23 protein-coding genes and 2 pseudogenes are annotated in these 22,629 nt (G+C 62.5%); 16 read left to right on the forward strand and 9 right to left on the reverse strand.

Annotated features, from left to right (window positions below; genetic code table 11):
* Positions 1 to 2: 2 nt before the first annotated feature.
* The gene (locus RHE_RS05875; RefSeq protein WP_011424490.1) at positions 3 to 803 is read right to left on the reverse strand and encodes an ABC transporter permease; all 801 of its coding nucleotides are present in this window, start codon (positions 801 to 803) and stop codon (positions 3 to 5) included.
* 43 nt (positions 804 to 846) lie between these two features.
* Positions 847 to 1,851 (reverse strand): ABC transporter ATP-binding protein, encoded by a 1,005-nt coding sequence (locus RHE_RS05880; protein WP_011424491.1) that lies wholly within the window; start codon positions 1,849 to 1,851, stop codon positions 847 to 849.
* 41 nt (positions 1,852 to 1,892) lie between these two features.
* Here RHE_RS05880 and RHE_RS05885 point away from each other — a divergent pair, with 41 nt between their 5' ends.
* Entirely contained in the window at positions 1,893 to 2,177 is a 285-nt protein-coding gene (locus RHE_RS05885) for a hypothetical protein (protein WP_042118110.1), read from the forward strand.
* A gap of 49 nt (positions 2,178 to 2,226) precedes the next feature.
* On the opposite strand, the gene RHE_RS05890 is transcribed toward RHE_RS05885, so the two are convergent.
* The 3 genes from RHE_RS05890 to RHE_RS05895 form a co-directional block, all read right to left on the reverse strand.
* Positions 2,227 to 2,784: a DUF2087 domain-containing protein gene (locus RHE_RS05890; protein WP_011424492.1), complete on the reverse strand. Its 558-nt coding sequence runs from the start codon at positions 2,782 to 2,784 to the stop codon at positions 2,227 to 2,229.
* Between the two features lie 175 nt (positions 2,785 to 2,959).
* On the reverse strand, positions 2,960 to 3,184 hold the full coding sequence (locus RHE_RS34245; protein ID WP_244425774.1) for a hypothetical protein: 225 nt from the start codon (positions 3,182 to 3,184) through the stop codon (positions 2,960 to 2,962).
* On the reverse strand, positions 3,181 to 3,837 hold the full coding sequence (locus RHE_RS05895) for an SDR family NAD(P)-dependent oxidoreductase (protein ID WP_244425775.1): 657 nt from the start codon (positions 3,835 to 3,837) through the stop codon (positions 3,181 to 3,183). Before RHE_RS05895 ends, RHE_RS34245 begins: the two co-directional genes overlap by 4 nt.
* A 210-nt stretch (positions 3,838 to 4,047) precedes the next feature.
* Here RHE_RS05895 and RHE_RS31490 point away from each other — a divergent pair.
* Both RHE_RS31490 and RHE_RS05905 read left to right on the forward strand, forming a co-directional pair.
* Positions 4,048 to 4,262 (forward strand): annotated as a pseudogene (locus RHE_RS31490) (DUF2945 domain-containing protein).
* Position 4,263: 1 nt separating this feature from the next.
* A complete protein-coding gene (locus tag RHE_RS05905; protein ID WP_011424493.1) occupies positions 4,264 to 4,725 on the forward strand; it encodes a DUF2231 domain-containing protein in 462 nt (153 codons plus the stop codon).
* Between the two features lie 167 nt (positions 4,726 to 4,892).
* On the opposite strand, the gene RHE_RS05910 is transcribed toward RHE_RS05905, so the two are convergent.
* A complete protein-coding gene (locus tag RHE_RS05910; protein WP_042118114.1) occupies positions 4,893 to 5,084 on the reverse strand; it encodes a hypothetical protein in 192 nt (63 codons plus the stop codon).
* 181 nt (positions 5,085 to 5,265) lie between these two features.
* Here RHE_RS05910 and RHE_RS05915 point away from each other — a divergent pair, with 181 nt between their 5' ends.
* Positions 5,266 to 6,162: a LysR substrate-binding domain-containing protein gene (locus RHE_RS05915; RefSeq protein WP_011424494.1), complete on the forward strand. Its 897-nt coding sequence runs from the start codon at positions 5,266 to 5,268 to the stop codon at positions 6,160 to 6,162.
* A gap of 4 nt (positions 6,163 to 6,166) precedes the next feature.
* Here the strand turns inward: RHE_RS05915 and RHE_RS05920 are convergent.
* A pseudogene (locus RHE_RS05920) lies at positions 6,167 to 6,829 on the reverse strand (glutathione S-transferase family protein).
* Between the two features lie 244 nt (positions 6,830 to 7,073).
* Between RHE_RS05920 and RHE_RS05925 the strand changes: the two are divergent.
* On the forward strand, positions 7,074 to 7,313 hold the full coding sequence (locus RHE_RS05925; protein WP_011424495.1) for a hypothetical protein: 240 nt from the start codon (positions 7,074 to 7,076) through the stop codon (positions 7,311 to 7,313).
* Between the two features lie 87 nt (positions 7,314 to 7,400).
* Positions 7,401 to 7,865 carry a YbhB/YbcL family Raf kinase inhibitor-like protein gene (locus RHE_RS05930; RefSeq protein WP_011424496.1) on the forward strand — a complete coding sequence of 155 codons (465 nt, stop codon included), beginning with the start codon at positions 7,401 to 7,403 and terminating at the stop codon, positions 7,863 to 7,865.
* 19 nt (positions 7,866 to 7,884) lie between these two features.
* On the opposite strand, the gene RHE_RS05935 is transcribed toward RHE_RS05930, so the two are convergent.
* Positions 7,885 to 9,252 (reverse strand): TIGR03808 family TAT-translocated repetitive protein, encoded by a 1,368-nt coding sequence (locus RHE_RS05935; RefSeq protein WP_011424497.1) that lies wholly within the window; start codon positions 9,250 to 9,252, stop codon positions 7,885 to 7,887.
* Positions 9,253 to 9,504: 252 nt separating this feature from the next.
* On the opposite strand from RHE_RS05935, the gene RHE_RS05940 reads away from it, so the two are divergent.
* Positions 9,505 to 11,802: a sensor domain-containing protein gene (locus tag RHE_RS05940; protein WP_011424498.1), complete on the forward strand. Its 2,298-nt coding sequence runs from the start codon at positions 9,505 to 9,507 to the stop codon at positions 11,800 to 11,802.
* 12 nt (positions 11,803 to 11,814) lie between these two features.
* Here RHE_RS05940 and RHE_RS05945 read toward each other — a convergent pair whose 3' ends face one another.
* Positions 11,815 to 12,537 carry a helix-turn-helix transcriptional regulator gene (locus RHE_RS05945; protein WP_011424499.1) on the reverse strand — a complete coding sequence of 241 codons (723 nt, stop codon included), beginning with the start codon at positions 12,535 to 12,537 and terminating at the stop codon, positions 11,815 to 11,817.
* A gap of 457 nt (positions 12,538 to 12,994) precedes the next feature.
* Between RHE_RS05945 and RHE_RS05950 the strand changes: the two genes are divergently transcribed.
* From RHE_RS05950 to RHE_RS05990, 9 genes are all read left to right on the forward strand, one after another.
* On the forward strand, positions 12,995 to 14,785 hold the full coding sequence (locus RHE_RS05950) for a methyl-accepting chemotaxis protein (RefSeq protein WP_011424500.1): 1,791 nt from the start codon (positions 12,995 to 12,997) through the stop codon (positions 14,783 to 14,785).
* Between the two features lie 272 nt (positions 14,786 to 15,057).
* On the forward strand, positions 15,058 to 15,861 hold the full coding sequence (locus tag RHE_RS05955; RefSeq protein WP_011424501.1) for an alpha/beta fold hydrolase: 804 nt from the start codon (positions 15,058 to 15,060) through the stop codon (positions 15,859 to 15,861).
* Between the two features lie 49 nt (positions 15,862 to 15,910).
* Positions 15,911 to 16,921, forward strand: coding sequence for a ligase-associated DNA damage response exonuclease (locus RHE_RS05960; RefSeq protein WP_011424502.1), 1,011 nt, complete (start codon positions 15,911 to 15,913; stop codon positions 16,919 to 16,921).
* Between the two features lie 207 nt (positions 16,922 to 17,128).
* Positions 17,129 to 18,754 (forward strand): cisplatin damage response ATP-dependent DNA ligase, encoded by a 1,626-nt coding sequence (locus tag RHE_RS05965; RefSeq protein ID WP_011424503.1) that lies wholly within the window; start codon positions 17,129 to 17,131, stop codon positions 18,752 to 18,754.
* A 116-nt stretch (positions 18,755 to 18,870) separates the two neighbouring features.
* Positions 18,871 to 19,794 (forward strand): alpha/beta hydrolase family protein, encoded by a 924-nt coding sequence (locus tag RHE_RS05970; RefSeq protein WP_011424504.1) that lies wholly within the window; start codon positions 18,871 to 18,873, stop codon positions 19,792 to 19,794.
* Between the two features lie 70 nt (positions 19,795 to 19,864).
* On the forward strand, positions 19,865 to 20,068 hold the full coding sequence (locus RHE_RS05975; protein ID WP_244425776.1) for a hypothetical protein: 204 nt from the start codon (positions 19,865 to 19,867) through the stop codon (positions 20,066 to 20,068).
* 55 nt (positions 20,069 to 20,123) lie between these two features.
* Positions 20,124 to 20,822: a nucleotidyl transferase AbiEii/AbiGii toxin family protein gene (locus tag RHE_RS05980; protein ID WP_042118117.1), complete on the forward strand. Its 699-nt coding sequence runs from the start codon at positions 20,124 to 20,126 to the stop codon at positions 20,820 to 20,822.
* Between the two features lie 98 nt (positions 20,823 to 20,920).
* Positions 20,921 to 21,727: a L,D-transpeptidase gene (locus RHE_RS05985; protein ID WP_011424506.1), complete on the forward strand. Its 807-nt coding sequence runs from the start codon at positions 20,921 to 20,923 to the stop codon at positions 21,725 to 21,727.
* A gap of 137 nt (positions 21,728 to 21,864) precedes the next feature.
* Positions 21,865 to 22,599 carry a L,D-transpeptidase family protein gene (locus RHE_RS05990; protein WP_011424507.1) on the forward strand — a complete coding sequence of 245 codons (735 nt, stop codon included), beginning with the start codon at positions 21,865 to 21,867 and terminating at the stop codon, positions 22,597 to 22,599.
* The last annotated feature ends 30 nt before the right edge of the window (positions 22,600 to 22,629 follow it).

The raw sequence follows: 22,629 nt of genomic DNA on the forward strand, positions 1-22,629 counted from the left end.
GATCAGCCTCCCTGGACGGTGATGCGGCGCGACGCCAGGCGCCAGAGCCGGAGCACGCCCAAAAGGAACAGCCCGGCCCAGCCGAGGCCGAGGCCGAGATGAAGCCAGGTGTCGGCGACCGAGAGCCTGCCGAGATAGACCGCATTGGGATAATAGACGACCCAGGCGAAGGGCAGGTGGCGGGCGATCGTCGCCAGCGGCTCGGGGAAGAACCAGAAGGGCACCAGCAGGCCGGAGAACAGATGCAGCAGGGCGCCGAGGATCCAGTCTAGCGAGAAGCTCGTCATCAGCCAGAAGGCGATGAGGCCGAAGAGCGCGGACATCAGGAAGATCAGCACGAAGGACAGCGCCCAGAAGACGATGAACATCAGGCCGTGAAACAGGCTTTCCGGCGCCAGCATGCCGTAGAACAGGGCGGTGAAGACAACGGTCGGGATCACCTGCGTCGCCAGCCGGTAGAAAAAGCTGCCGCATTCATTGGCGAAGAGATAGAGCGGATAGGAGAGCGGCTTCAGTAGCCAGACGGCGATATCGCCTGTTTTGAGCGAGCGGCCGATCTCGCCGATGACCCTTTCCGGGCGGGTGGCACCCATCACAGCGCCGCCGAGCAGGGCGTAGGTCACCATCTGCTGCAGCGAGACGCCGTCGACCACGGTCGCGCCGGCGCCGGCATAGACGGCGAGCCAGATGGCGACGCGAGCGACGACCTGCACCAGTTTGCCGAAAATATTGGCCCAGACCTCGTTGCGGTAGGCGAGCTGCGCGTGGAAGGCGCTGCGTGTGAAGGCCAGATAAGCGTTCATGGTGTCGGCGCCCGGGCGTTGCGTGTGAAGGCGAGATAGGCGCTCATGAGGCCCGGGCCGCCCTGGCGTTGCGACCCTGGTAGAAGGTGCGGATGACCTCTTCGATGTCAGGCTCGTGCAGCGCCACGTCCTTGAGGTCGCGGTCGCTGCCGACCTCCGAAAGGATTTTGACCAGCGACACGTCTTCACGCTCGATCAGATATTCCTTGCGCAGGCCCTCGTCGCTGACGAGCGACGCGGTGCTGAGCCGCAAGGGGCCGGGGTCGCTGGCAAATTCCAGCGTCAGCCGCCGGGCCGAGCCGAGGGCAGCGCGCAGGCTCCTCAACTCGCCGTCGAAGATCAGCCTGGAGTGATCGACCATGATCAGCCGCGGGCAGATGGTCTCGATGTCCTGCAGATCGTGGGTGGTGAGGATGATGGTGACGCCGCGTTCGCGGTTGATCTCGGCGAGGAAGCGCCGCACCGCATCCTTGGCGACCACGTCGAGACCGATCGTCGGTTCGTCGAGAAAGAGGATCTTCGGATCGTGCAGCAGCGACATGACGATCTCGGCGCGCATGCGCTGGCCAAGGCTGAGCTGGCGCACCGCCCGGTCGAGAAAGGGCGAGAGGTCGAGCAGTTCGCTGAAGTGGCGCAGATTGTTCGCATAGCGGGCGGCCGGGATATCATAGATGCGCTGGTGCAGGGTGAAGCTGTCGATCAGCGGCAGGTCCCACCACAGCTGGCTGCGCTGGCCGAAGACGACGCCGATCTCGCGGGCATTGTCCATCCGGGAGAGATGCGGCGTGCGGCCGAGCACGGTAAGCGTTCCGGCACTCGGCACCAGAATACCGGTCATCATCTTGATCATCGTCGATTTGCCGGCGCCGTTCGGGCCGAGATAACCGACAGCCTCGCCAGCCGTAATATCGAAGCCGATATCGGAAACGGCCTGAACCTCGGTATATTCGCTCGTCACGAGCGTCTTGAAGGCGCCGAGCAGACCCGGAAATCTCTTGTGCTGCCGGAAGCGCTTGCTGACGCCCCGTGCTTCGATCAAAGCCGGCATGTCTATTCCCTCGGATATGAAGCGAGCCGACTCAGGCGGCGATGGGCTTGCGAACGCAGGCTAGCGCGAAGTGGGATTCGTTCAAGCTGAAGTTGCGTTTGGATCACTTCGGCCCGATGTCGCCACCACCTTTGACCGATCCCCGCCTGCGCTACATTGATGGCATGGACAGGATGCACGCCTTGCTCATCGTCGTCGCGGCCATCGCGATCATCGTCCTTGCCGGCCGATGGAACACCACGGATGCCGATCACTATATGGGCTTCGGCAATCTTCGCTCGCGCCGCAAACGACAGGCCGGCGACGATGAGACGGAAGAAGAATGAGGCGCCATGATCGAAGGCTGTCTTCGATCAGGCGCCTCCGCAACGGTGGTTAGTGTGCCTGGCGTGAGGAATGCTGACGCAGGATCGTCGCCGCGTTGATCGGCATCGACCGATCAACGCGCCTGTAGACGCTGCCGTCGCGCGTCCGGCGCATCAGGCCGAGTTCGCAGAGCTCCCGCCGCAGCAAGGCGTGATCTCCAAACAGGTGCCTGTCGCGAAGAAGAGCATTAACCTCCTGTTCGGACATCTCCCTTGCCGAGGGTATCTGCGACCAGAGAAGCCAGAGCGCCGTGATCTGATCCATGCGCCGCGAAGGCCAGCGCATCAGGCGAAGCTCTTCGTCGAAGCTGCGTTGAACACGATCGATGTGCTTCCGGTCGATCTCGGCATCGGCGGCAGGCGCCGATGCCGGCAGGTGCCGCTCGCTTTCTGCGGGATCGGTTTTTGTACGCAGGCTCTGGAAATTGCCGTAACCGGCAGCCCGGGCCAGCATGTTCAGGAACTGCAGGTGAGAGGGAAACCCCTCATGACCGGAGAGCTGCAGGCGAAGCGACTTGGCAAATGCGGAGGCATCGCTCACCTGGAGCGGAATGAGTTTTCTGGACATGACCTATCCTTTGATCGTGCCGTTCCGGATGGATTATCGGTGATCGCCCTTCCGACATGGCACGGGATTGGTGTCCATATCTCGGTCATTGTCAGGTTTAGCGTGTTCCGGAGAACGGCGATGCCTGGGTGAACTGCAGACCCGACGCAGCAACTATCATCGCGCCCTCGATATTTCAACCGTCTTGCAGTTCGCTGGCTCCGGCAGAGGGCCCGGCGTTTCCGGCAAAGTCGGCAGCGCTAAGCGGAACCGGCCGGGTGCCATCGACATCGGCGATGCCGTATTCATGCGCCACCGCCGCGGCGATCAACACGCGCCCGGATTTCGACATCAGCAGCGGGTCGCGCCACAGCCCGCCAATGACATGGCCGATGAACTGAGGCGATTCCGAATTGCTCATGTCGAAATGCTCGGCGTTCTCAAGAACGGCTTCGGTGCGGACGAGCCCCGGATAAAGCGCAACGGCGGCGACATTGTGGGGGCGCAACTCATGCGCGAAGTCAGCGGCATCTTGTCGGCGGCAGCCTTGGCTATTCCATAGACCGCATTGCCTTCGTGGAGCTGGGCCGCCCAGAAGGAGATGTTGACGATGAGGCCGCGTTGCGCCGAGATCATCAATGGAGCGAGGGCGCGCGAGGTCATGAAAGCGCCCCTGAGCGCGGTGCCAATCATCGCCTCCCACCGCCAAACCGGCTGCTCCCAAAATGGCCTCGGCCAGGTGAACTCTCCGTCTTCCACCATACGTTCATAGCCTGGCCAGGCATTGTTCACCAGAATATCAAGCCTGCCGCCGGCTCGGATCGCTTCGCACACTCGCTCGCTGTCGCCGTCACTAGCGTGATCGCATCGATGGACGGAAAGGCGCCCCGGCAGTTTTGCCGCTTCAAGCTCGAGCCCCTCGAGCGATCCCGCCGATCCCGCTTGCTTTGCTTCCGCCTCGAAACGCGTCCTGCCGGTCACATGAACGGTGACGCCTTCGGCAAGCAGAGCAAGGGCAATGCCGCGGCCTACGCCGCGGCTTCCGCCGGTGACCAAAGCGACGATGTCTTTCATGGTGGGCCTCCTTGATGAGCTGGCGATCGACGCGGATAAGCGCATATTGGCAGAGGGGCTTCTGCCGGGCGATTGCTTTTTGCGAGGCGCGGACCTTTGTCTGCGGGCGTCTCTTCTCCACAGCCGCAGGTTTCAGCTTGTCGATTATCACGGGAACAAACAAGACGGCTCAGATGTTAGGTGCCACTGGAATCTCGCGAGTTGTTCGACATGGCCAAATTTGCTCGGGGAGATCGCGTCGCCTGGAATACGGAGGCCGGGCAGGTCTCCGGCTGCATCATCGCGATCCACACCCGGTTTTCGATGACAAGGGCCATCGGCGCCGGGCGACGGAGGCATCGCCCCAGTACGAGATCAAGAGCGACGAGAGCGATCATGTCGCTGCCCACAGGCAAGAGGCATTGAAAAAGGTCGGAGGACAGTAGGATGAACCCGAAAAGCACTATGAGCATTGCCGGTCATCCGATCCATCCGATGTTGATCCCGTTCCCGGTCGCCGCCTTCGTCGGCACGTTTGTCGTCGACATCGTCTACACTCGATCGGGCGATCCGGCCTGGGCAGTTGCGACCAATTGGATGCTCGGCGCCGGGCTGGTCATGGCGGCGCTGGCGGCAGTTGCCGGATTGGTCGACTTTGTCGGCGACAGCCGCATTCGCGACCTGCGCGATGCCTGGTTCCATATGATCGGCAATGTCGTCCTTGTCTTGATCGAGGCCGTCAACCTCTGGCGCCGATTGGCCGAAGGCGGCGACTTCATCGTCCCGACCGGATTGGTGCTGTCTTTGATCGCCACCGCCCTTCTTCTGTTCAATGGCTGGAAAGGCTGGGAAATGGTCTATCGCCACCGCGTCGGCGTCAGCGAGGATCCGACCAATCCGACGAGATAATGGACGGCATGCGTCAACGGCAGCATGCCCGCCTCGTCCTTCGAGGCCCCAGCGGGGCACCTCAGAATGAGGCTATCGAGGCGCTCCGTTCGGTGATTTGCTGGCGGGCATCTGCCTTTAACGGACACCGGCATAAGGCAAATTCAGCAAAAGCGCGGGAGCGGTGCTCACGCGCATTTTGCTAGCTGCGACCTGGTCTCGGCATGAAAACCGGTCCCCACTCCGAGCGGTAGATCGGCGATCTCGCGCAGCGACATGCGCTGAACCTCGGGATGCCGCAGCGGGTCATCCTTCCAGGCCGCGTCGATCTGCGCGCCCGTCGCAAGGGTGGGATTCAAGAAAAACTTCAGCCACGACATGGCAAGCCTCGCATTCTCCAGCGGCGCGGAAAGGTGACCACCCAGCGGCTGGTGCCAAATAAGCTCTCCCGCCCATCGCACCATCGCCGGTCGAGCGGGATCCTGTATGCTGCTTATAATGTCTGCTCGTGCCGGTGCTTTTTCAATTGAGATTACCGCGGTGCCGTTATAGAAAAACTATATGAAGAACCTGAATAGCGTCCATCTCAACGGCCTCAGGGCGCTGGAGGCGGTCGGTCGTCTCGGCTCGCTGCAGGCAGCCGCCGATGAGCTCGGCGTCTCGGTCGGCGCCGTCAGCCAGCAGGTGATCAAGGCCGAAGCCCAGTTGGGGCAAGTGATTTTCGAGCGCACTGCCCGGGGAATGATCGCCGCCGAAGCCGGTCGGCCGGTGCTTTCGGCGCTCGGCGATGGCTTTGCCCGTCTTTCTCAGGCGGTTTCGATCGCAAGACGCAAGGACGATACGATCCTGACCATCTCGGTGGCGCCGGTCTTCGCCGCCCGCTGGCTCGTGTGCCGGCTCGATCGCTTCGCCGAGCGCCATCCCGACATCAAGCTACGGCTGGATGCGACGACCAATCTCATCAATCCCTCCCTCGGCGATGTCGATATCGGCATCCGCGTCGGTGATGGCAGATGGCCTGACGTGAATGCCGAGCTGCTGCTGGAGCAGGAGGTGTTTCCCGTCTGCTCACCGGAAATGGCGGCGAAACTGCGTGCACCCGCAGATATCCTGGCATTGCCTGCGGTCATCGATGGCCGCGCCATGTTCAGTTGGGAAATCTGGATGCGCGAGGCGGGGCTGTCAGGCGCGACCCTTTCGACGCGCCACGTCTTCAACGACGCCTCACTCTGCCTCGACGCGGCGATCGCCGGCCAGGGCGTCATGCTCGCCTGGCAGACGCTTGCGGGCTTTTCGCTGGCCGAGGGCCGGCTGGCGGCCCCCTTCGGCATTCGCGCCAAGACCGGCTTCGGTCATTATTTCATCACTGCCGAGGGTGTGCGCGAGCCGAAGAAGGTCAGGGATTTCAAGGCCTGGATCCGCGAGGAAATGGCCGGCACGCTGGCGCTTTTCGCGTAAATCCTCAGACCTCGATCGGCTCCTTGCTGCGTTCCGCCTGCATCGCTTTGTAAGCCGGGCGGGACTGACAGCGTTCGATCCAGGCCTTGATGTTCGGATGCGCGTCGAAAAGATCCGTCTCGCTCTGGGCATAGCGCAGCACCTCGGCGATGTTGAGATCGGCGACGGTGAAGCGATAGCCGACGATCCACTGCCTGCCGGCAAGGTGACCTTCGAGCGCCGCAAATGGCCGGCGCAGCCCGTAGCAGGCGGCGGCGATCGTCTGCTTGCCGTCCTCGCTGCTCTCAAGCCCGTTATCATGTCAGCACGATCCGCACCGAATGCGGCTCGACCTGCGAGGCCGCCCAGATCGTCCACATCGCCAGCAATCCGTCTTCCTCGACGGTTTGGCCGGAAAGCGGCCCGCCATGCTTGCGCGCGAGGTAGAGATTGATCGCCAGCGACTCGTGCATGACGAGGTCGCCGTCGCGAATGCTGGGGATCTGCGCCATCGGGTTGAGGGCGGCGAAATCGGGCGAATGCGTGTTGAGCGGCGCCTGTTCGGCGAGCGGTCGGCGAGCCGCCTGGCCTGCAGCACGGGCACGGAGCGGAATTCGAGCCCGAGCTCCTCCGCCATCCAGTAGACGCGCGAAGCGCGCGATCGGTAGACCCCATAGATTGTCAGCATGACGATATCCCTCGCTGTGTCGCAGAAACCGTAAACGCCGGATCACCCCCGGAAAAGTCCTCGCCGCTGATGGGACGATGAAAGCTTTTGATGCGGCCGGGGGCCTTCCGACCGGATCGAGCACAATTGCCCGGACAGGGGGAACAATGAGAGAGCCGGCGGGTTGGACCCTGAGATTGGCGCCGCCGAGGCGCCGACAAGCGATGAGCCGCGTTCGCAGCGCAGGCCAGCAAAGGAGGAACTCATGACGGGCAGGAAGACGCATGAACAACAGCTTCGTGTCATCGAGAAACGCGAGACAACCGCAAATGCCGGCGAGGATTTTGACGCCAGGGCAGATCTGCAACGCAATGAGCAGGCGAAGGAAGCCTATCGCAAAGGCAATGATCTGAAGGCCGACCCGGACCCCCGCAATGATGATCGGGCCATGGTGCGCGGCCGCAATCAGGAGAGCGAGCATAAAAAGGGAAGCGGTCGCCCCTGACGAAGAAGGAGCCCCGAACATAACGGAACTCTCGATCAGAAAGGAGCCCGGATCAGAAAAGGAGCCCCGATCAGAAAGGAAAATGTCATGACTTTGACATTGATCAGCAAGGCTTTTGCCCAGGATCAGCCGATCCCGAAGAAATATGCGCGCGCCGGCGAGAACCTCTTTCCGCCGCTTACCTGGAGCGGCGCCCCCGAGGAGACCAGGAGCTTTGCTCTGATGGTTGAGGATCCGGATGCTCCGCATGGCACGTTCCGCCATTGCGGCATTGCCAATATCCCGGCGCAGTGGTGCGCACTTGCCGAAAGCGTCGATACGGCGCCGGAGCAGGCGCCGCGCTTCTACAAGAACGATTTCGGCAATGCCCGTTACGATGGCCCGCAGCCGCCGGCAGGCGATCGCCCACATCACTACATCTTCCGCCTCGCGGCCCTCGACGTGCCGAAGCTTTCTGTCCCGGATGCCGCCGGTATCAGCGCGATGTGGGCGGAGGCAAAGAAACACGCATTGGCGGAAGCGACCGTCACCGGCACCTATCAGACGCACTGAGCAAAGGCGGAGCCGCGTGTCAGGACACGCGGTTTCGCTCGACGGTCAGCTGCGTATAGGGCGCGCGGCCGCCCGCCATTTCGGCGGAGACTTGTCGGTCCCACTCAAAGCCGAGGACCGCCCCTTCGCCAACCTCCTGGAAGATATTGTCGGTGATGACGGCTGCGCCTGCCCCCTCGGCGACCGAGACTGCGCATCCCACCGGCGCCTTGCGCACCACATTGCCGCTGACGACGACATTTCTGAGATAAGGCCCCCATCCGATCTGCAGGCCCCAGCGTGGCGCGCCCTCGATCACATTGCCGGACACCAGCGTATCGGCTTCCGCCGCAATGCCGATGCCGAAGCCGACCTCGTGCTTGTAGGGGCCATTCAGCGTCAAATTGCGCACGACATTGCCGGTGACGCTTGCGAGCCTGCCGCCCTCGTCGAAATTGGCGATCGAGATGCCGTTCGCCGCTCCGTCGATCATGTTGGCGGAAACGACCGCCCCTTCGAAGGAGAATTCGACGTAGATCGCCGTCTCGCCGGAGCGCCGGCATTGGTTGCTGCTGATCTGGACGTCCGAGGCCGAATTGGCGCGGATTGCCGTAAACGCGCAGTCGGAAATATGGTTGTTCACCACCATCACCCCGTCGGCCCGGAAGACATTGATGCCGTTGCCGTTCTGGCCGGTGCCGCCGTCATTGGCGCGGATGTTGGAAATCCGGTTGCCGGAAACCACCGTGCCGTCCTCCGCCTTCTTCCAGCGGTGCACGAGAATGCCGCCATTGCCGCAATCGGCGATCGTATTGCCGGTGACCGAAAGATTGGCGGAATCGACCGCGTAGAGCCCGGATTGGGCAGCGCCCGAAATGCGGCTGCGTTCGATCCGCCCGCCGCAGCGCTCCAGCTGCAGGCCGTGTTTGCGGCTGCCGCCGATCTCGCAATTGTCGATCAGCACCTCGTCGACGCCGGTAAATTGCAGGAGCCCGCCGGCATAATCGTCGAGCCAGCGGTTGCCGCCGTCGATGACGAGATTGGAAAGCTCGATGCGCCGCACATTCTCGGCCGCAAACAGACGGCCGTCGCCGGTATAGACGATCCGCGACGCGCCGGGCACGCCCGTAATGCGGGTATTGTCGGGCAAGGTGAGATTGGAGATCCGGTAGGTGCCGGGCGGCAGGAAGACGGGCACGTTCTCGGCCGCCGCCTGCTTTATCATCTGCTCCAGGTTGCGGGTCTTGCGGTCGCCGCTTTCGGGAACGGCGCGATATTCCACCGCGTCGATCGTGCCGCGCAGATCGGGTTGAGCGGCGGCCGTCAGCGGCGAGGCAAGCGCGCGCGATGTCCCGCCCCCAACCGCCGAGGCGGCGAGAAGGAGAAGCATGTCGCGGCGTGAAGGCATTCCTGGCGCTCCTGTCATGACGCGCCCGTAGCAGAAAACGTGCCAGCCCGCCTGTCTTCTTTTGGCACAGGCCCTGCACATCAATCCGAAATTCTTGGTGCGACAGGGGCCGATGGCAGGATCTCGCCGCTTATATTGGTGTGTCGTTCACCCTTTCGTTTAAGCAACCCGAAGGGAATGCGGACTACTTTGACGTGAAAATACATTGGATGTTGCGGAATGGGCCTTCAGCCGCTGGAGGAGAATGGCGTCATGCACGAAGCGAGTGCCAGGCAACGGGAATCTGACGATTTCCTGACGGCCGAAACGCGGCGTTTCGTTGCTGCGACCGAGGCAATGATGGCGTCGACCGCCCATCACCTCTCGGAAGGCGTTGAGAACCTGCGCCTGAAGGCGATTATCCACGAACTTCCGGACTTCCTCTACGTCAAGGATCGTGACAGCCGCTTTGTCTTCGCCAACGCCGTCACCGCCGCCAGCCTCGGTCTCAGGCGCGCCGAAGAGATCGCCGGCAAGCGTGATTTCGACCTGTTCGATTTCGAAGCGGCGCGCCGCCATTTCGATATCGAGCAGCAGATCATGGCAACCGGCCAGGCCCGGATCGACATGGAGGAAACGGTCGTTCTTCCAGGCAGCCCCAGGCCAGTCTGCCGGCTGACCTCGAAGATTCCGCTGCGCAACGAACGCGGCGAAATCGTCGGGCTGATCGGTGTTTCCCGCGATATCACCGAGCGCAAACTCCAGGAGGATCTGCATCGCGGCCAGGCGAAACTGCTCGAAATGATCGCCCGCAACGAGCCGCTGCCGATGATCCTCGAGGCGCTGGTGCTGATGATCGAGGCGCAGCTGACCGGCATCGACGGATCGGTGCTGCTGCTCGACAGCGAGGGCACCAGGCTCTATCACGGCGCGGCTCCCAATCTTCCCGGCGGCTACAGCCGCCTGATCGACGGCGTCACGATCGGCCCCAAGGTCGGCTCCTGCGGCACCGCCGCCTGGCGCGGCCAGCCTGTCATCGTCGAGGACGTGATGAGCGACCCGCTCTGGGAGGATTTCCGCGCGTTGGTTGCCCCTTTCGGCTTTCGCTCCTGCTGGTCGACGCCGATCGCTACCTCTGAGAATAATGTGCTCGGCACCTTCGCCCTCTATTCCAGGGAGGTGCGCCGTCCGACGGAGCATGAAATGAGGCTGGTGGCGCTCGCCACCCACATCGCCGGCATCGCCATCGAACGCAAGCGCGTCGACGATCGCATCCATTTCATGGCTCATCATGATGATCTCACCGGCCTGCCGAACCGCGCCTTTCTGAAGGAAAGGCTGGCCGGCATCCTTGACCAGGCCCGGCGCAACAACCGCAAGGTCACCGTCGCCTATATCGATCTCGACAATTTCAAGGACGTCAATGATGGCCGCGGCCATGCCGCCGGCGACGAGGTGCTGAAAGAGATCGCCACCCGCATGGCCAACTGTATCCGCGCCTCCGATATGGTCGTGCGGCTCGGCGGCGACGAATTCCTCGTGGTGCTCGTCCACCAGTCGAGCCACGATGCCGGCATTGCGCGCCGCCTTCGCGACCTGCAGAAGGCGATCAATCGGCCGATACACGGCGCGAGCGGCGAGATCGCAATTACCTCGAGCATCGGCGTCGCCGCCTTTCCGGTCGACGGCGCAACGTCGGAAGAGCTTCTCGCCAATGCCGACCGCGCCATGTACCGCGCCAAGCAGCTCGGCCGCAACACGCTGCAGCATCATGATGGCGACGGCGCGCCCCTCGGCATGCCACTCGGCGAGCACGAGGAACTGCACCAGGCGATAACAGGCGATCAGCTGTTCCTGGAATATCAGCCGCAGGTCGATGTCGCCACCGGCCGCATCACCGGCATCGAGGCGCTGGTGCGCTGGAATCATCCGGCAAAGGGCAGGGTGCCGCCCGTCAACTTCATCCCGCTCGCCGAAGAGACCGGCCTGATCGTTCCGCTCGGCCTCTGGGTGCTGAACGAAGCCTGCCGCCAGGCGCGCGCCTGGCAGGATATGGGCCTGGCGCCGGTGACGATCGCCGTGAACGTCTCGGCCAAGCAGTTCGCCGATCCGGATTTTGCCAGTCATGTCGCCGAGGCACTGGAGCGCCACCGCCTGCAATCCCACTGGCTGGAGCTCGAGGTCACCGAAAGCGTCGTGATGCAGGACGCCGAGCGGGCACTCGCCATGATGGAATCGCTGCGCGCGATCGGCGTTCGCCTGTCGATCGACGATTTCGGCTCCGGCTATTCGAGCCTTGCTGCCCTGAAGACTTTCCCCTTCGACCGGTTGAAGATGGACCGCTCGCTGGTTGAGGCCCTGCCCGGCGACAAAACGGCCGTCGCCATCGCCTCAGCCGTCATTTCGCTGGCGCAAACGCTGAAACTGTCGGTCCTCGCCGAAGGCGTAGAGACCGACGCCCAGATGGATTTTCTGCGGCAGGCGCGCTGCGAAGAGGCGCAGGGTTATCGCTTCTCGAGGCCCGTTTCGCCCGAGGCGGCTACCCTGTTGCTGCAGGCGCAATCGATCTGACGAGGAAACGCTCTAAACCCGAATGATATTGAGACGCAGAGCGCTGACGACCGCCTGTGTTCTCGTCGTGCATCCCAGCTTCCTGATCACGCTGCCGATCTGATTGTTGACCGCGCTTTCCGACAGATCGAGAAGCTTCGCAATTTCGCTGCTCTTCCTGCCGCCAGCCGTCAGCCTCAAGCAGTCGAGCTCGCTTTGCGTAAAGGCAACCGGCTTGTGTTTCTCGTTCAATGTCAGCTGTGACAGCCGATCATAGATGAGCGTCGCGATAAACAGGAGCTTCGCCATTTCGACCATGCTGAAATTCCGCGACCCCGAAATCGACATCGCACCGCGTCCGCCCGCGGCATCGTGAACGGGAAAATAGGCTCCCTTTTCCATGCCGTACCGCCTGAACAAATCGATGACGGTGGACTTCTTGCCTTCTCCGCGATCGGTATTGATCGCCTCGACATCGTAGTTGAAGGGGCTGGTCGATCTCAGCATCCGCCGGATGACCGGACTGTCGACCATCAGGTTATGGGCGTCATAGTAATCGACCATCTCCGCCGGCCAGTTGGTGATGATCTTTGTCGCGCCAATCTCGACGAAATCGACTGTCGGCAGCGTCATGATCAGGAAAGCGGTCATTCCCAGACCCTGAGTGAGGCCCTTCATATATTTGAAGACTTCATAATGCGTGTTGAAGCCCGCGGCGGCTTCCTCAATTCGATTGAACTGGGCCTCGAGCTCCATGTCTTTCTCCGATCACCAGATTCTTGCGGCTGATTGGTCGCTGATGTGCCGACCGAATCCGCCCATGCGATCGCCGATTTTTGCGCGCTCGAATTGCGGTGCAACACGGCGCTGCAGAGGAAGTCGGAGGGCCCGCTACCGGGAACACCAAGAATTAGAACGATCGATGCTTAACAGACAGTAAATGCGCCGTCCGGTTTTCGGGGCCGGTTAGGCGAGAAATAGGCGCCGGGAGATCTCACGTTGCCACTGGAACTCTGCTAGTGCTGCGGCCCAAGTGACTGTTTTAATACGAGTTTTTTGTTGTCACCCAGACGCGGTCGGCGCATCGGATGGATGTGTGCGGTTAATGGATACTTAAAGAATTTGATGGATTTTATTTTCGGGGTGCTTGTCCGGCGAAGCCCATCATGGGTCGCGGCAATCGAGCGCGTGGATTTTGAGTTAGGGGAACAGAATGAAAAATTTAGCATTGGGCTTCGGATCTGACGCCAAGGCCATACTGGCCGCAATGAGCAGGTCACAGGCGATCATCGAATTCGACCTTACCGGCAAGATCCTGACGGCCAATGCCAATTTCTGTGCCGCGCTCGGCTACCAGCTGTCTGAGATTGTCGGACAGCACCACCGGATGTTCGTCGAGCCGGCAGAAGCCTCGTCGGCCGAGTATCGCGAGTTCTGGGCGAGGCTCGGCCGAGGCGAGTTCGATCAGCGCCAGTACAAGCGCATCGGCAAGGGTGGCAAGGAAATCTGGATCGAAGCCTCTTATAACCCCGTCTTCAGTGGCGGAAGACCATACAAAGTGGTGAAGTTCGCCACCGATATCACCAAGCAGAAGTTGCAAAGCGCTGAAGATGCCGGCAAGTTGAGCGCACTGTCGCGCGCCCAGGCCATTATCGAGTTCACGCCCAAAGGCGAGATCCTGACGGCGAACGAAAATTTCCTGTCGGCACTCGGCTATCAGCTTGCGGAAATCCAGGGCCGTCATCATTCCATGTTCTGCGACAGCGCTTACGCAAACAGCGGCGATTATCGGCGTTTCTGGGAGCGTTTGTCAGGCGGGGAGTTCGTGGCTGATGAATTCCTGCGCATCGGCAAGGGTGGAAAAAAGGTCTATATCCAAGCCTCTTACAATCCGATCTTCGATATGAACGGCAAGGTGTTCAAGGTCGTCAAATTCGCAACCGACGTTACTGCCCGCGTCAACAATGTCGATCAGCTGGCGTCGTCCTTGACGGCGTTGTCCGGCGGCGATTTGACCCAGGAGGTCGCAACGCCGTTCATTCCGACACTGGAACGGCTCCGCACCGACTTCAACGCCGCGGTCACCAAGCTTCGCACCGCGATGCAGGTCGTGGCTCAAAACGCGACGGGCATCGCTGCCAGCGCCCAGCAAGTTCGCGCCGCCTCGGACGATTTGTCGAAGCGCACGGAACAACAGGCGGCCTCCGTCGAGGAAACCGCCGCCGCCTTGGAAGAGATCACCACAACGGTCTCCGATTCCAGCAACCGCGCTCAGGAGGCCGGCCAACTGGTGCGAAGGACCCGTGAGAACGCAGAGCGGTCCGGGGCGGTGGTCCGCAGCGCCGTCGATGCGATGGGCAAGATCGAGTCATCGTCCGCGGAGATCGGCAACATCATCGGCGTCATCGACGAAATCGCCTTCCAGACCAATCTCCTGGCGCTGAACGCGGGCGTCGAGGCGGCGCGCGCGGGCGATGCCGGCAAGGGCTTCGCAGTCGTCGCGCAGGAAGTTCGCGAGCTTGCTCAGCGCTCCGCCAAAGCGGCAAAGGAGATCAAGGAGCTGATCGGGGCCTCCAACGAGCATGTGAAGAGCGGAGTGACATTAGTCGGCGAAACCGGCAAGGCTCTCGAAGAGATCGTCGCCCAGGTGCAGCAGGTCAACAGCAATGTTCTTGCGATTGTTGAAAGTTCGAAGGAGCAGGCGACGGGGTTGAAGGAGATCAACACCGCCGTCAACACCATGGACCAGGGCACGCAGCAGAATGCCGCTATGGTCGAGGAATCGACGGCTGCCGCACATAGTCTCGCCAGGGAAGCGGACGCGCTTTTCCAACTGCTGGGACAGTTCAATATCGGCAGCGCGGGCGCGCGGCAATCGCGTCCCGCTATGGCAACTGCCGCTTCCAGGTCTGTCGCATCGGCGCCGCGGGCAATGGCTGCAAAGGTCGGCGCAGCCTTCCATGGCAACGCGGCAGTCGCCAGCGGCGACTGGGAGGAGTTCTGAGGCGGATGGCGCTCCGCCTCATTCCAGGAGCCGTCCGATCGTCTCGATCTCATTCGTGCAAATGCCTGCCGCATAGTTTTGCGGCAGCCGCGCCAGCTGCATGCCGGCCGCCGCGAGTGCGGTTGCCCCAAGGCCATAGCAAAGCCTCCTGTTCGTCTTGCTCCCCCTGATTGCATCGAAGGACACAACAGCCAGAAAGCGATTTTGGTTGTTCTTGGACTGTTTTCCGGCTTTTCTATCCGCGGTTATCCGCGGAGAGGACTGGCATCACAATGGAACAACAGGACGACGAACTCATCCATTTCGAAGCGCATGGGGCCGCGCCGTTGCCACCGGCTGCTGTCGAAGGCCATGTCGGGCGCGAGGGCGCCCGCATCTGGTATGCGAGCCACGGGACAGGTCCAGCCGTCATTCTGCTGCATGGCGGCCTCGGCCATAGCGGCAACTGGGGCTACCAGGTCCCGGGGCTGCTTGCCAACGGCCGCCGCGTCGTGCTGATCGACAGCCGCGGCCATGGCCGAAGCACTCGCGATGACCGTCCCTACAGCTATGAGCTGATGGCTGCCGACGTGCTGGCGGTGATGGACGAACTGCGGCTGGAAACGGCGGCGTTCGTCGGCTGGAGCGACGGCGCCTGCATCGCGCTGATCCTCGCCATGACCGCGCCGTCGCGTGTCGAGGGCGTCTTCTTCTTCGCCTGCAACATGGATCCGAGCGGCACGCTGGAATTCGTTCCGACCCCGGTCATCGACCGATGCTTCGCTCGCCACGCCAAGGATTATGCGGCCGTGTCCGCGACGCCGGACGATTTCAACTCCTTCGTCGACGCGGTGAGCCTGATGATGCGCACCGAGCCGAACTACCAGGCTTCCGATCTCGCCAGGATCGAGGTGCCGGTTGCCATCGTTCTCGGCGAGCACGACGAATTCATCAGGCGCGAGCATGCCGAATATCTTGCCCGCAGCATTCCGGGCGCTGAGATGATCTATCTCAAAGGTGTGAGCCATTTCGCGCCGCTGCAGCGGCCGGCCGAGTTCAATGCGGCGGCGCTGTCCTTCCTTGGCGCGCTCCCTTGATGAATCGCGCCCTCTGGCCTCGCGCCCGTTTCCCGCTATCTCTTGGTCCATGAGAGCTGATGCGCTGCTTTATCCCACCCCGGAAGGGCTCTATTGCCCGGAAGGCGGCTTTTATGTCGATCCGGTGCGGCCTGTCGAACGGGCGCTCGTCACCCACGGCCATTCCGATCACGCCCGGCCGGGCCATGTGAACGTGCTTGCCACCCGCCAGACGCTCGACATCATGCGCCTGCGTTATGGCGAGGGCTTCTGCGCCAGCGAGCAGGTTGCCGATTTCGGCGAGGAGCTGCTCATCAGCGGCGTCAAGGTAAGTTTTCATCCCGCCGGCCATGTGCTCGGCTCGGCCCAGATCGCCATCGAGAAGAACGGCACCCGCATCGTCGTCTCCGGCGATTACAAGCGCCGCCCCGACCCGACTTGCGCGCCCTATGTGCCGGTCGCCTGCGATGTCTTCATCACTGAGGCGACCTTCGGCCTGCCGGTCTTTCATCATCCAGATCCGATCGACGAAACCGGCAAGCTGCTGGCCTCGCTGCGGCAATTTCCCGAGCGCACCCATCTGGTCGGCGCCTACGCGCTCGGCAAGGCCCAGCGCGTCATCCGACTGCTGCGCGATGCCGGTTATGCCGAGCCGATCTATATCCACGGCGCCATGGAAAAGCTCTGCGACTATTATGTCGGCCAAGGCATCGATCTCGGCGAGCTGCAGCCCGCTACGATCGAAAGCCGCGACAAGTCCGCCTTCAAGGGCGCCGTCGTCATCGGCCCGTCATCGGCCTTCGCCGACCGCTGGGCCCGGCGTTTCAACGAGCCGCTGCCGGCCTTCGCCTCCGGCTGGATGATGGTGCGCCAGCGCGCCAAACAACTCGGCGTCGAACTGCCGCTGGTCATCTCCGACCATTGCGACTGGCCGGAACTGACCGAAACCATTCGCGAACTGCATCCGGCTGAGGTCTGGGTGACCCACGGCCGCGAGGAGGCCCTGGTGCGCTGGTGCCAGCTGCAAGGCATCAAGGCGAAGCCGTTGCATCTCGTGGGCTATGAGGATGAGGCGGATTGAGGCGATGAGCCGTGTGCTGGATCAAAACCCCTCCCCAACCCCTCCGCACAAGGGGGAGGGACTACTGTGTTGCGCCCACCGCATTTTACCTCAGACGGCGCAGCATGCAGCAGCGTCGATTTGGGCCGACGCAGCGCCACGCGTTAGTCCCTCCCCCTTGTGGGGAGGGGTTGGGGAGGGGTCTTTTTCTCGAGCCTGGGGGCCGACATGAAAGCCTTCGCCGACCTGCTCGACCGTCTGGTTCTGACCCCCAGCCGCAACGGCAAACTCAAGCTGCTGACCGATTATTTCCGCGACACGCCCGATCCGGACCGCGGCTACGGCCTTGCGGCGATCGCCGGCACTCTGGAGGTGCGCAACGTCAAGCCCGCCATGCTGCGCGAGCTGGTGCTGGAGCGCATGGACGAGGTGCTGTTCCACTATTCCTATGATTATGTCGGCGATCTCGCGGAGACCATCTCGCTCGTCTGGGACAATGAGCGGGATATCGACCGCTCGGCGCTTGCCCAGCCACGCCTGGGCGAGGTCGTCACCCGCATGAACGGTCTCGGCCGCACCGAAGTGCGCGGCTATGTCCGCGATCTGCTCGACCGGCTGGATTCCTCCGGCCGCTTCGCCTTCATCAAGCTTGCGACCGGCGCGCTTAGAATCGGCGTTTCCGCCCGTCTTGCCAAGCAGGCCTTGGCCGATCTCGGCGGCAAGGACGTCGCCGAGATCGAGACACTCTGGCACGGCCTGCAGCCGCCTTACGAGACGCTGTTCCAATGGCTGGCGGGCGGCGGCGACAAACCGGCCCTGGCTTCACCGGCGATCTTCCATTCGGTCATGCTCGCCAATGCGGTGGAGGAGGGGGACCTGACAGGTCTCGACCCGGCCGACTATGCCGCCGAATGGAAATGGGACGGCATTCGCGTTCAGCTTTCCCGCTCCGGCGACCGGCGCAAGATCTATTCCCGCTCCGGCGACGACATATCGGGCGCCTTTCCCGATATTCTCGAGGCGATCAATTTTTCCGGCGTCGTCGACGGCGAGCTGCTGGTCGGCGGCACTGCCCGCTCCAACAGCCCGACCCGCACCTTTTCCGATCTGCAGCAGCGGCTGAACCGCAAGACGGTGACGGCGAAGATGCTCGACGACTACCCCGCCTTCATCCGCGCCTATGACATGCTTTTCGACGGCGAGGAGGATATTCGCGGCCGCAACTATGTCGATCGCCGCGAGCGTCTTTCCGATATCATCGACCGCGCCCCCCATGACCGGTTCGACCTCTCGCCGCTCGTGCCTTTCTCCTCATGGGAGGAGCTCGACGCTCTGCGTGCCGCCCCGCCCGATCCGGTCATCGAGGGCGTGATGATCAAGCGGCGCGACAGCATCTACCAGGCCGGGCGGATGAAAGGCCCGTGGTTCAAGTGGAAGCGTAATCCCTATAATGTCGATGCAGTGCTGATGTATGCACAGCGCGGCCACGGCAAGCGCTCCAGCTATTATTCCGATTTCACCTTCGGCGTCTGGGCCGATGACGAGGACGGCGAACAGCTGGTGCCGGTGGGAAAGGCCTATTTCGGTTTCACCGATGCCGAGCTCGAGCTGCTCGACAAATTCGTGCGCAACAATACGACCGAGCGTTTCGGGCCGGTGCGGGCGGTGCGGGCCGACAGGGATTTCGGCTTCGTCGTCGAGGTGGCCTTCGAGGGTATCAACCGCTCGACGCGGCACAAATCGGGGGTCGCAATGCGCTTCCCCCGCATCGCTCGCCTTCGCCCCGACAAACCTCCGTATGAGGCCGACCGGCTGCGCACGCTGATCGCCATGATCGACGCCAAGCCCGGCTGAGCCGATGGGCCTGCGCAACAATGACGCAGGGCAATATTTTCAACATCATGTGTATTGGCGGCGCCAGTTTTCCGGTGCAAATCTGATGTGCCGGGAGGTGATTTGGGTGCTGCGTCATGAGCTCGCATGAACAAAATTCCTTTTTCCGCCAACGCCGCGCCGTCCTGGCGGGGCTTGCCGGTGCGCTCGTCCTGCCGCGCATGGCCGCCGCTTTCGATGTGCCGGACGAGCCGCGCCTTGCCAAGCACGACTATGCCGCGGTCCGCCGCCGGTTCCGCACGAAACTCCTGCAGAAGGGGCCGGCGCCGGACAAATACGAACCGCTGACCGCGCCTGCCGACGCCGAGAAGATCTTCTACCGCTCCGGCTATGGCGGCGAGCTGGAACTGGCCGCCTGGGTCTCCAGATACAAGCGCGGTCGCACCGCCAGCCCCGCCGTGCTCTTCCTGCATGGCGGCAATGCGATGGGCATCGGCCACTGGCAGCTGATGAAGCCCTATATGGATGCGGGTTATGTCGTGATGATGCCGTCGCTGCGCGGCGAGAACGGCCAGATGGGCAATTTCTCCGGCTTCTACGATGAGGTCGACGATGTGCTGGCCGCCACCGAGCGCCTGGCGCATCTGCCGGGCGTCGATCCCGGCCGCCTGTTCATCGCCGGCCATAGCATCGGCGGCACGCTGACCATGCTGACGGCGATGAGCACCCATAAATTCCGCGCCGCCGCGCCGATATCGGGCAATCCCAACGCCTTCCGCTTCTTCAGCCGCTATCCCCAGGACATTCGTTTCGACGACAGCAATGCGCATGAATTCGAGGTGCGTTCGGCGCTCTGTTACGCCCACAGCTTCAAATGCCCCATCCGGGTGGTTCACGGCACGGAAGAGTCGCATTTCAACGACCGCGCCGATCTGCTCGCTCGCCGCGCCCGCGCCGCGGGCATCCACATCGAAACCGACACCGTCACCGGCAACCACACCTCGGCGCTGCCGGCCGAGATCGAACAGAGCATCCGCTTCTTCCATGGAGTGGCGGCCTGATTTTTCGCCGCCGCTTCAAATGCAGGCCCATTGGGCCTATATTCCCCGTATGACGACGGACGCAGAGACCATGATCGTGCCGAACGACTTCCCCGAGCTGAAAGGGCTCGTCTGGAATCGTGACCCCGCGCGCGCGATACCTGCCTCGGAGGTTTTTGCGCTGTATGAACGCAACTGGCGTTTCGTCGATGCTAGCAGGCTGACTGAGCGGGAGAAGCGACTGATCCGCCATCTGACCGCCGCCTATGGCAACGGCGTCCTGCTCGTCTCCTGATTTTCCGTTTCTTTATCCTTCGTATTTAGGCTTGGGCGGAAACCAGGTGGCCATTATGGAATTCAGACGTCCCGAACATCGCACCATCGCTGCGGCCCTTCGGCTGATGCGGGCGGATTTTTTTCTGGCCAATAAGTGTTGGTTTGCCGGCGGAACAGCCATCGTCATGAATCTCGATGAATACCGGCTGTCGCTTGACGTCGATTTTCTCTGTGCGGATGGCGAAGGATATCGCGTCCTGCGCCTGGCGGCGATCGAAAGCGGAGCAGGAGCCTTTTTCGGAGAGCCGGTCACGACGCTCAGGGACTTCAGGACCGACCAATACGGCATACGTACGGTCCTTACTCTCCAAGATCAGGCTATTCGCTTCGAAATCGTGCGTGAGGCGCGGATCGCGCTTGAAGGCACTTTCGATTCGCGACTGAACGTTCCAATGCTGTCGCTGCCTGACATGTTTGCCGAAAAGCTGCTCGCCAACGCAGACCGCTGCCAGGACAGGACTGTCGCCTACCGTGATGCTATCGATCTGGGGATGCTTCTCACCCGCTACGTGGAGATTCCCACTGTCGCCGTTCTGAAGGCGACCGAAGCTTATGGCCAGGACATCGAACGCAAGATCGGCTGGGTCCTGGCGAAGCTTAAGGAAGAGACGGAATTGAGGCATGCCGCAAGCGTCCTGCAGATGGACGGCGATCTTGCCGTACGGGCAATTGCCGCCCTTCGCCGCGAAGCGCAACGGCTCTGGTCCGTTTAATCTCCCGGCTTTTCCCCCGACGCCAGCCTCGCGCCAGCCGCGGGTGCCATCCTGCCGGCAGATATCGCTGTCTTGCCGATCGTTGATAGGGTGGTCCCATGAATTTTCTGCGCCGGGTTTTCCCGATTGCCGGGCTTATGATTGCTGTCGCGCCGCTCAGTGGCTGCAACATCCTGATCCCCGATGTCGCCGCCGATTCGCCCGCCCGCTTCGTCCAGGAAACCTCGCCGGTCTTCTACCAGCCGCCGGGCGTCGATCCGCGCCGGGTGCGGCCGATCCCCGATCAGCCGGTGCCGCAGACGCGCGAACTCTACAAGACCCAGTTCCACCAGACCTACGGCCTGCCCGTCACGAACCCGCTGCATATGGCGATGTATGGCGAACTGCGCGACGAGGATTTCACCCTGCCGGCGATTCCTGTCAGCCGCGTTCAGCCACAATTCCTGCGTCAGGAGGTCGACTATCAGACGATCGAGCGCCCCGGCACCGTCGTCGTCGATACCAAGGCGCGTTTCCTCTATTTCGTCGAGCCTAACGGCAAGGCGATGCGCTACGGCGTCGGGCTCGGCCGCGACGGTTACGCCTGGTCGGGCCGTGGCGTCATCCAGTGGAAGCAGAAATGGCCGCGCTGGACGCCGCCGGTCGAAATGGTCTCGCGCCAGCCGGAAGTTCGCGCCTTTTCGGCGGAAAACGGCGGCATGAATCCCGGGCTTCAGAACCCGCTTGGCGCGCGCGCCATGTATATCTTCAAGGACGGCCAGGATACGCTCTATCGCATCCACGGCACGCCCGACTGGCAGTCGATCGGCAAGGCGACATCGTCGGGCTGCGTGCGCATGCTGAACCAGGACGTCGTCGACCTCTACGACCGGCTTCCCGCAAAGGCGGAGATCGTTGTGATGTAGCGCTGCAACAGCGCTCTTCATATCGTCGGTTCCACCAGGAACACGTCTGCGTGAAGCTATGGTTTATTTGGCGCAAGCCGATAGATTTCATGATGTCGTAATGGATTCCCGCATCAACAGGAAATCAGTCCCGCGTCATGAGTTCCGATAGACATCTTTCCCGCCGCAGCTTTCTCTCCCTTTCGGCACTGACCGCCGCCTCGGCGCTCACCGGCTGCGCCTCTTCCGCCAACACCGTGACATCGGGCGACACGTCGATCATCTACCGTTCGCCGGGCCGCCTGTTCCAGTCGCCGGCAGCCTCGAGCGTGCCGAGCGGCCCCGAGCTTGCCGTGATGTACGGCCCGATCGAAGACGGCGGCTTCCTCATTCCCGCCGTTCCCTATGAACAGATCGATCCGCGCTACTATCGCCAGCGTGTCCTCGACCCCACCGGCCAGCCGCCGGGCACCATCGTCGTCGATACGCCGTCGCGCTTCCTCTATCTCGTCCAGGCCGACGGCATGGCGATGCGCTACGGCGTCGGCATCGGCCGCGAGGGCTTCGCCTGGCAGGGGTCGGGCGTCATCCAGTGGCGTCAGAAATGGCCGCGCTGGAAGCCGCCGAACGAGATGGTCGCCCGTCAGCCGGAACTGGTCAAATATTCGATCGAGAACGGCGGCATGGAGCCGGGCCTGAAGAACCCGCTCGGCGCCCGCGCCCTTTATATCTTCTCGAACGGCGAGGACACGCTCTACCGCCTGCACGGCAACCCCGACTGGCGCTCGATCGGCAAGGCCGTCTCCTCGGGCTGCGTCAGGCTGTTGAACCAGGATATCATCGATCTCTACGACCGCGTCCCGACAAAGGCGCCGATCGTCGTCTGGCAGTAACTGCCGCTGAGGCGGCCGCGATCCGGCCGC

The sequence above is a fragment of the Rhizobium etli CFN 42 genome (assembly GCF_000092045.1).
Lineage (GTDB): Bacteria > Pseudomonadota > Alphaproteobacteria > Rhizobiales > Rhizobiaceae > Rhizobium > Rhizobium etli.